The sequence below is a fragment of the Achromobacter sp. Root170 genome, assembly GCF_001428165.1.
In the GTDB taxonomy this organism is placed as follows: domain Bacteria; phylum Pseudomonadota; class Gammaproteobacteria; order Burkholderiales; family Burkholderiaceae_B; genus Achromobacter; species Achromobacter mucicolens.
Genome location: NZ_LMHN01000017.1, coordinates 475,882 through 483,616 on the forward strand (window position 1 = coordinate 475,882; position 7,735 = coordinate 483,616).

Annotated in this window: 5 protein-coding genes; 2 read left to right on the top strand and 3 right to left on the bottom strand. The window is 63.1% G+C overall.

Features of this window, described 5'->3' with window-relative positions; translation table 11 throughout:
* Window positions 1-33 precede the first annotated feature (33 nt).
* A complete protein-coding gene (locus tag ASD87_RS22990; RefSeq protein WP_056326943.1) occupies window positions 34-2,448 on the bottom strand; it encodes a DUF3772 domain-containing protein in 2,415 nt (804 codons plus the stop codon).
* Between the two features lie 226 nt (window positions 2,449-2,674).
* Window positions 2,675-3,601: a LysR family transcriptional regulator gene (locus ASD87_RS22995; protein ID WP_056326945.1), complete on the bottom strand. Its 927-nt coding sequence runs from the start codon at window positions 3,599-3,601 to the stop codon at window positions 2,675-2,677.
* Between the two features lie 246 nt (window positions 3,602-3,847).
* Here ASD87_RS22995 and ASD87_RS23000 point away from each other — a divergent pair, with 246 nt between their 5' ends.
* Entirely contained in the window at window positions 3,848-5,365 is a 1,518-nt protein-coding gene (locus ASD87_RS23000) for an acetyl-CoA hydrolase/transferase family protein (protein WP_056326947.1), read from the top strand.
* Window positions 5,366-5,508: 143 nt separating this feature from the next.
* Here ASD87_RS23000 and ASD87_RS23005 read toward each other — a convergent pair whose 3' ends face one another.
* Window positions 5,509-6,441 carry a LysR substrate-binding domain-containing protein gene (locus tag ASD87_RS23005; protein WP_056326949.1) on the bottom strand — a complete coding sequence of 311 codons (933 nt, stop codon included), beginning with the start codon at window positions 6,439-6,441 and terminating at the stop codon, window positions 5,509-5,511.
* A 122-nt stretch (window positions 6,442-6,563) separates the two neighbouring features.
* Between ASD87_RS23005 and ASD87_RS27420 the strand changes: the two genes are divergently transcribed.
* Window positions 6,564-6,863, top strand: a complete 300-nt coding sequence (locus tag ASD87_RS27420) for a hypothetical protein (protein ID WP_235512791.1) — start codon at window positions 6,564-6,566, stop codon at window positions 6,861-6,863.
* Window positions 6,864-7,735: the final 872 nt, after the last annotated feature.

Consider the following 7,735-nt stretch of genomic DNA (forward strand, 5'->3'; position numbering starts at 1 on the left):
GGCGGGGCCGAGGCCGGGCGGCCGTGCGGGCAATCAGGGTGATGCGGGCGGGGCTACCGCGATGGGCGCAGGCGCCTGCGCGGGCTCCGGCGCCGCCGCAATCAGCATCGTCGGCGGCGACGACACTTCGAGCTTGGCCTCGTCCAGCCGCTTGAGCACCGTGAACAGAAGCGCGCTTCGCACGCCGTACGCCGCACGGGGCGAGGACACGTAGCCCCTCGCGTTGAAGATCAGGTGGCCTGCATCGATCCCATCCAGGAATACGTTGGGCGCAGGCGACTCCAACACGTCCTCGTGATCGGCAAAGGCCTGCAGCATCAGCTCGCGCACCTTTTCGGCATCCGTCGACAGCGGCATGGGCAGCTTGATCTGCACCAGCCCAAGCGGGTTGGACCGCGTCACGTTGCGCACCGTCTTCGTCACGAATTCGGAATTGGGCACGATCACCGTGGACCGGTCGCCCATCTGGATCTCGGTGGCGCGCACGTTGATGCGCAGAATGTCGCCTTCCACGCCGCCGAGCGACACCCAGTCGCCCACCTTCACCGGCCGCTCGGCAAGCAGGATCAGACCCGACACGAAATTCTGCACGACGGCCTGAAGGCCAAAACCGATACCCACCGACAGCGCGCTCGCAATCCACGCGACCCGTTCCAGACCGATCCCGGCCGCGGACAGCGACAACGCCACCGCCAGCACGAAACCGCCGTAGCCGAACAGCGTCGCGGCAGACAACTGCATGCCGGGATCCAGTTCGGTCGTGGGCAGGTAGCGGTTCGAGAGCCAGCGCTTGAGCATCTTGACGCTCAGCAACGACAGCGCCAGCACGATCAGCGCCTGCAGCACCGCACCCGGTCGGATCTGTGCCTCTCCGATGGCCAGACCTTTCCGCAGCTGGTCAAACCGCTGCACCAGATCCATCGGCGCTTCGCCGAACGGCGCCAGCACCAGAATGATTGCGAGCAACGCGATCGCCACGCGGCCAAGGCCCGACAGGAGCACCGCGGCCTGATCGCGCATGCTGGGCCCTTCGCCTTCGCCACCTTCGCGGTGCGCCGTGCCCAGCAGCGTGCTGAATCCGTCCTCGATCAGCGTGGAGGCCAGGTACGCCGAGGCCAGCACGATCAGCACCCACAACACCTGCTTGACCAGGAAGCTGCCAAATGCCACGTAGCCCGCCAGCAGGCTGGCAAGGCTGACGATCAGCACCGTCCAGATGGCGGCCAGCATCAGCGAGACCCACAGCGGAATCGGCGCTTCGCTGTCCTGCATGACCTGCCGGCGCAGGCGACGGCTGATTGCCAATACGGCGGCCAGCATCGCCATGCTCAGCACGCCCACGATGCCGGTCAGCGTAATGGTCGTCGTCAGGCTGGCGTCGAGCAGTACGGGCAACCTTTCGGCGAGCCAGATCAGGACCACCAGCACGCCCAGCGTGCCGGGGAGCCAGCGCAGGCGGTTCGCGACGATGTCGCTGACCGGCGGCAGGCGCCAGGAAGGACGATTGGTCGACAGCAGCGCGAAGCCCAGCCCCGAAACGAACCCGCCAAAACACACGGTCGCCACCAGGTTGGTCAGGAGTGACGCGGTGCGGTCCGAAAGTTGCGACCGCCAGTCCAGGCCGGCCTGGATCAGCAAGGCGATCACGCCGGGCGTCGCGACCGACAGCGCGACGAGGGCCACGGCCAGGAAAGATCGGCGCAACCGGCCAGGCGGCACGCGCGTTGCCGTCACCTGCAGCAGGTAACGGCCAACCCAGACGCGCAGGGCAATCGCCAGACCGGCAACGACGGCGAGCAGCAGCCAGCCCCATTTGGGCGTCTGTCCGACGGCGGTAGCCAGGTCATCGCGCAAGGCTTCCAGCCGCTCCAGATCCCGGGGGAATTCCTGGCGGAATTCGGTCCAGAACTGGCCAGACAGGAAGGAATCGCGACGCTCGCCCAGGCGCGCCTGGAACTGCTTGCGCCGCTGGGCCGATATCTGTTCGGCGGTCTGTCCGGCGTCTACCGACAGCAGCCGCGCCAGCTTGAGTTGCGCGTCCAGGGCGCGGCTGTTTTTCTCAAGCTGCGTGCGCTGTGCCGCCACATCGGGCGCTTCCTTGGCGCCGTCCGGCGGCGTGCCCAGTTCGCTCAGGCGCGCCGTCACGCTGGCCAGCTGCGGCGTCAGCGCCTCCGTGGCGGCATCCGCCTTCGATTGGATGTCCAGCGCCTCGCCACGCTGTTTGAGCAGCACGGCGTCGTCCGTTTGGTCGGGGATCTGCTTGCGGATCTCGTCGATCTGTTTACGCGCGGCGGCCAGTACGGCTTCGGTGTCGGCTGGGGTAGCGGGCGGCGCCGCATAGGCCGGCAGCAAGCTGAACACCAGCAGCAGCGCGGCAAGCAGCGCCGCCAGGTTGGGCGCGCGAACGAGGCGGGCGCGCATGAGCAGAGGGTACGTGGTGGGGATCATGTTCTTGGGGCGAGTTGCTCGCGTCGAGGCGGCAGCATAACAAGCCGCCCGGCTGCCCGTTGCAACAAAAATGCTGTTGCGTCCCTAAATTTTAGAGTTCACGCCTGCGCGGTGAATATCGCCGTTGGCGGGCATAAAAACGGGGCCGGATTTGCGGCGCTTGGGCGTCGCGCGCGGGCGGCCATGGCCCCCTAGCAACCCCTGTTTACGAGCCGAACGTTTGGATTCAACTCCCAGATGCGTGGGGGGCGCGCGCCGCCCGGCTCCGAGGCTTGCCCAGCACGGCATCGCACACCTCCAGCCAGGCGCGGGCGGCAAACGACAGATAGCCGGATTGCAGCCAGATATGCCCAACTTCCCACTGCATGCCGGACTTCGCCAGCTTGGCGGTGCTAAGGCCCCGCGTCTTCATCCGCTGCATCAGGGGTTCGGGAAGCAGGGCCACCCCCAGCCCTGCCGACGCCATCGCCACCAGGAAATCCCAGTGAGCGCTCTGCGCCGCGATGCTGGGCTGCAGTCCCGCATCGGCAAACGCCTGGCGCAACCGCCGGGTGATCGCGAAGTCGTCGGTGGGAATCAGCAGCCGCGCGTCGCGCAACGCGCTCAGCGGCAATGAGGTCTTTCCGGACCATGGCGCGTCGGGCGGTCCAATCACCCAAATCGGATAGCTGCCAAACGCTTGAGCAACCAGGCCGCCGTCGGGGGCGACCGGCAGGATGGTGGCTCCAACCTCCAGTTCGCCGCTTGCCACCAGGCCTTCCACGGCCTGACCGGTCCCTTCGCGCAGTGTCAGATGAATGCCGGGATGCAATTCGCGAAACCGCTTTACCACCGGCGTGAACAGCAGATTGATCATGGGGGGGATGCCGACCTCCAGCGCGCCGCGCCCCAGTTCCGCGGTTTGCCGCAGTTCTTCCGACAGCTGGCGCATGGTCTCCAGCACCTGCAGACCGCGCTGGTACATGACCCGGCCTGTATCGGTGGGGCGGGCCGTATGCCCATCGCGAATCAGGAGTGGCGTGCCGGCTTCTTCTTCCAGCTGCCGGATCATCTTGCTCACCGTGGACTGCGTGACGAACAGCGCCTTCGCTGCCTGCGTGAAGCTGGCATGGCGGACGGTTTCCACGAAATACCGCAAAGCGCGCACGTCCATGGGAAAGCTGACCCCTTCGCGCGATGCGCGACAAAAACGCAAATGATGAAAAAAACGACTGGATTGGATGATTTTAAGTCATTACGAGATTTGCGCCCGCGTTCCTATACTGCCGAAAAATCGTTCCATCGCCCGCATCCGCGGCCCTTGGAACCTCGGGAAACGCCGCGTCAGACGGTGCCCGGGCGCTGAAGATCCTTCGCCGCGCCCGGCCCTAAGCCGCAAGCCTTTGAATTTGGAGACAACATGCCTTTCGACCGGATCCGCAACCCAGAACTGCACGCCCGGATCACCACAGCCGAACAGGCCGCCTTACTGATTCAGGACGGAATGACCGTCGGAATGAGCGGATTTACCCGGGCGGGCGACTGTAAGTCGGTGCCCGCCGCGCTGGCCGCGCGAGCCGAACGCGAACCGCTCTCCATCACCTTGATCACCGGCGCATCGCTCGGGCACGACACTGACAAGATGCTGGCGCAGGCCAATGCGCTCGCGCGGCGCCTGCCGTTCCAGGTCGACACGACCCTGCGCCGCAAGATCAATCAAGGCGAAATCGCCTTCATCGACCAGCACCTGTCCGAAACGGTGGAACAATTGCGGGCCGGTCACCTGGGCCCCATCAACGTGGCCATCATCGAGGCCGCCGCCATCACCGAAACCGGCGCGATCGTGCCGACGATGTCGGTGGGCAATTCGGCGTCGTTCGTGCAACAGGCCGACAAGATCATCGTCGAACTGAACACGAGCGTGCCCGCGGCCATCGAAGGTCTGCACGACATCTACATCCCCGGCGATCGTCCCGCCCGCCAGCCCATCGGACTGGTGTCGGCAGACCAGCGCATCGGCCAGCCCTTCATCGAGGTGGATCCTTCCCGCATCGCTGCCATCGTCATCACGCAGGAGCCCGACAGTCCCTCCAACGCGCTGCCGCCCGATGCAGAAACCAACGCGATCGCGGGCCACATCAACCAATTCCTGCGCGGCGAAGTCAACGCCGGCCGTCTGACCAATTCGCTGCTGCCGCTGCAGGCAGGCATCGGCACCATCGCCAATGCGGTATTGCACGGCTTCGAGTCATCCGACTTCGAGCACCTGGTCATGTACTCCGAGGTGCTGCAGGATAGCGCCATCGAGCTCCTCGACCAGGGCAAGCTCGCATTCGCATCGGCGTCCTCCATCACCGTGTCCAAGCCGGTGTATGAAAAGATCCTCGCCAACATGGAACACTACCGCCAGCGCATCGTGCTGCGCCCGCAAGAGATCAGCAACGCGCCTGAAATCGTGCGGCGCCTTGGCATCATTGCCATCAATACGGCGCTGGAATTCGACATTTACGGCAACGTGAATTCCACGCACGTTGGCGGCACGCACATGATGAACGGCATTGGCGGCTCAGGCGACTTCGCCCGCAACGCGCATATCTCGATCTTCGTGTCCAAGTCGATGGCCAAGAGTGGCGACATCTCCAGCGTGGTCCCGATGGTGTCCCATGTCGATCACACCGAGCACGATGTCGATGTGCTGGTCACGGAATGCGGTCTGGCCGACCTGCGCGGTCTCGCCCCGCGCGAGCGCGCGCGGGCCATCATCCAGAACTGCGTGCATCCGTCTTATCGCGACGCGCTGCAAGACTACTTCGATCGCGCCTGCGAACGCGGCGGTCAGACGCCGCATCTGCTCGAAGAAGCATTCTCGTGGCATCAGCGGTTCAACGAAACCGACTCGATGCAGCCGGTCGCCGCATCCGCCCGCAAGGTCGCCTGACGCGGGACTAAAGATTGACTGCCGCCGTCGCGGCGTCCGCCTGGGTTTCGAGCGAAGCGAACCCAGGCTATTTGAGGCTAGGTCCTGCCGGACGCCGTGTTTTGGTCAAGGTAAAGCGGCTGCGTGCTGCTTTACCTTTTTTTTCACTGGGCCTCGTTCTCGTCCTCGGACTTGGAGGTCACCAGAGTCTGGCGCGAAATTTCCAGTTCGTCGCGCAGCCACTGCTTGAACTCGGCCAGGGGCGCCCAGTCCCGCAAGCTTGGCCGATAGACCAGGTGATAGGTCTGCGCCAATTCGTATTGCACCCGCACCGGCGACACCTGCACAAGCCGCCCCGCGCACAGCGCGTCCGCCGCCAGCAGTTCTCGGCCCAAAGTAATCCCCAGCCCCTGCTCAGCTGCTTGCAGCATCATTCCCGCATCGTTGAATGACGCCACAGGCGTGACCTGAGTCGGAAATCCGGCCGCTGCAAACCAATGCTGCCATAGCTCACGTTCGCCCAGCAGCGGTTGGCGCGCCAACGTTTGGGGGGAGTTGTCGGGCAGGGCGGCCATCGTCTCGGGCGAAGCAAGCACGATGAGCGGCAAGGGCACATCGAACAGCGGCTCAGATTCCACGCCGGGCCAGGGCCCTTGCCCGATTCGAAGCGCGGCATGAAAGCCGTCGCGCAACAAGTCGACCAATTGCTGGGACGTCTCGATCTCCAACGCCAGGCCGGGATGCCGTGCGCGCCAACGTGCCATGCGCGGAAGCAACCACCGCTGGGCAAACGAAGGCAGCACGGACACCCGCAGCCTTTGCTCGCTGCCGGACGCAGCCGCGCTCGCAGTCATAAGCCCTTCATCGAGCAGCGCCATGGCGCTTTGCACGCTGCACAGAAGTGCCGCGCCCGCCGAGTTGAGGACGATGCCGCGCCCGCTGCGCTCGAAAAGCGGAAAACCAATCTGCTCTTCCAGCACCTTGATCTGCTGGCTGACCGCGCTATGCGTGAGGTGAAGGCGCTCCGCCGCAGCGCGAAGGTTCTGCAATTCCGCGACAACGCGAAACGCAGGAAGCGTATTGAGGGGCAATCGCATGGCAGATCCAGGCTGGAATTCGACTGGTCATCTTAGCTTACCGATCATGCCAAAACAATTCGATTTTCAGGAGGATATTGGGCGACTACGCTTACCAAAACGGATCAGCAAAGGAGCCCGTGATGACCGCTCAGCCTTTCATGCCGCCTGTCACCTTGGCCGGTGCACCCCCCAAAGCCAACCTGGCCGACGCCGAACCGGTCGCCGTGCTGGAAAGCGCCCAGGCGCCAGACCGCAGTTTCCTGGCGCGTCTGTGGAACGCCTACTGTGCTCGCCGCAACGAACGGCGTATGCGCAACCTCGCACAAGACATGGATACCCACCTGCTCAATGACGTGGGCGCGCCCCAATGGCTGGTAAACGAAGTCGCCCTGAGCCGCGATCTCGCGCGGTTGCGCAACAATCATCACTTGCGCTGGTAAGTGGTCCCGCCCGCCGCGTCTGCCGCCTACCACCCACGGGCTTCTCGCTGGTTCGATATATATGTATAGAGAGACAGCGAATCGCGTTACCCGTGGTCGGCGGCGCCTCGCCACCGACGACACACCAAAAATTTGCGACACTGGCATGACAGCCCAAAATTCTGTGCTATAGTCTCGCTCCTTCGCAGCTCAGACAGTTTTGAGACGCGAAGCCAAGCAAGTGCAACAGGTGACGGGGCAACCCAATCTCNCCAAAATTCTGTGCTATAGTCTCGCTCCTTCGCAGCTCAGACAGTTTTGAGACGCGAAGCCAAGCAAGTGCAACAGGTGACGGGGCAACCCAATCTCACCTGCCGCAACGGCAATCAGTAATGAGCGCCAAGCGGTTATTGCAAGGATCGACGCAAATCAGGCAGGAGCCAGTTGCAAGATCTGCAAAAATTGTGCTATAGTTTTGGGCTTGGCAGTTACTGAAAAATTAGGGTTTACCCTGAAGTTTCAATAACTGCTAGGGCAGGTCAAAAGTCCTGGCGAGGCCTGAAGAGGTCGCAGCAAGTAAGTGACGCAGCGGCGTAAAGCAAAAGCGAAGCTGACTTGACAAGCGATAAAAACTTCTTCATAATCTCGTTTCTCTGCTGCAGCGACAGCGACGACGCGAAAGCGAAGTTAGCCGAAGTTGAGGGCAGAAACCAGTAGTACAGAATTTAGCAGTACCGCTCTTTAACAACTAAACAACCGATAAGTGTGGGCGCTTGATGCGAGTGCAGCGATTAGGTTTCGGCCTTATCGCAAGCACAAGAAATCAAGTGCTCACTAGAAGTGAAGTACCTTAGACGTCAAGTTTAAGAACATACCTCACTTCCTTTGAGTAG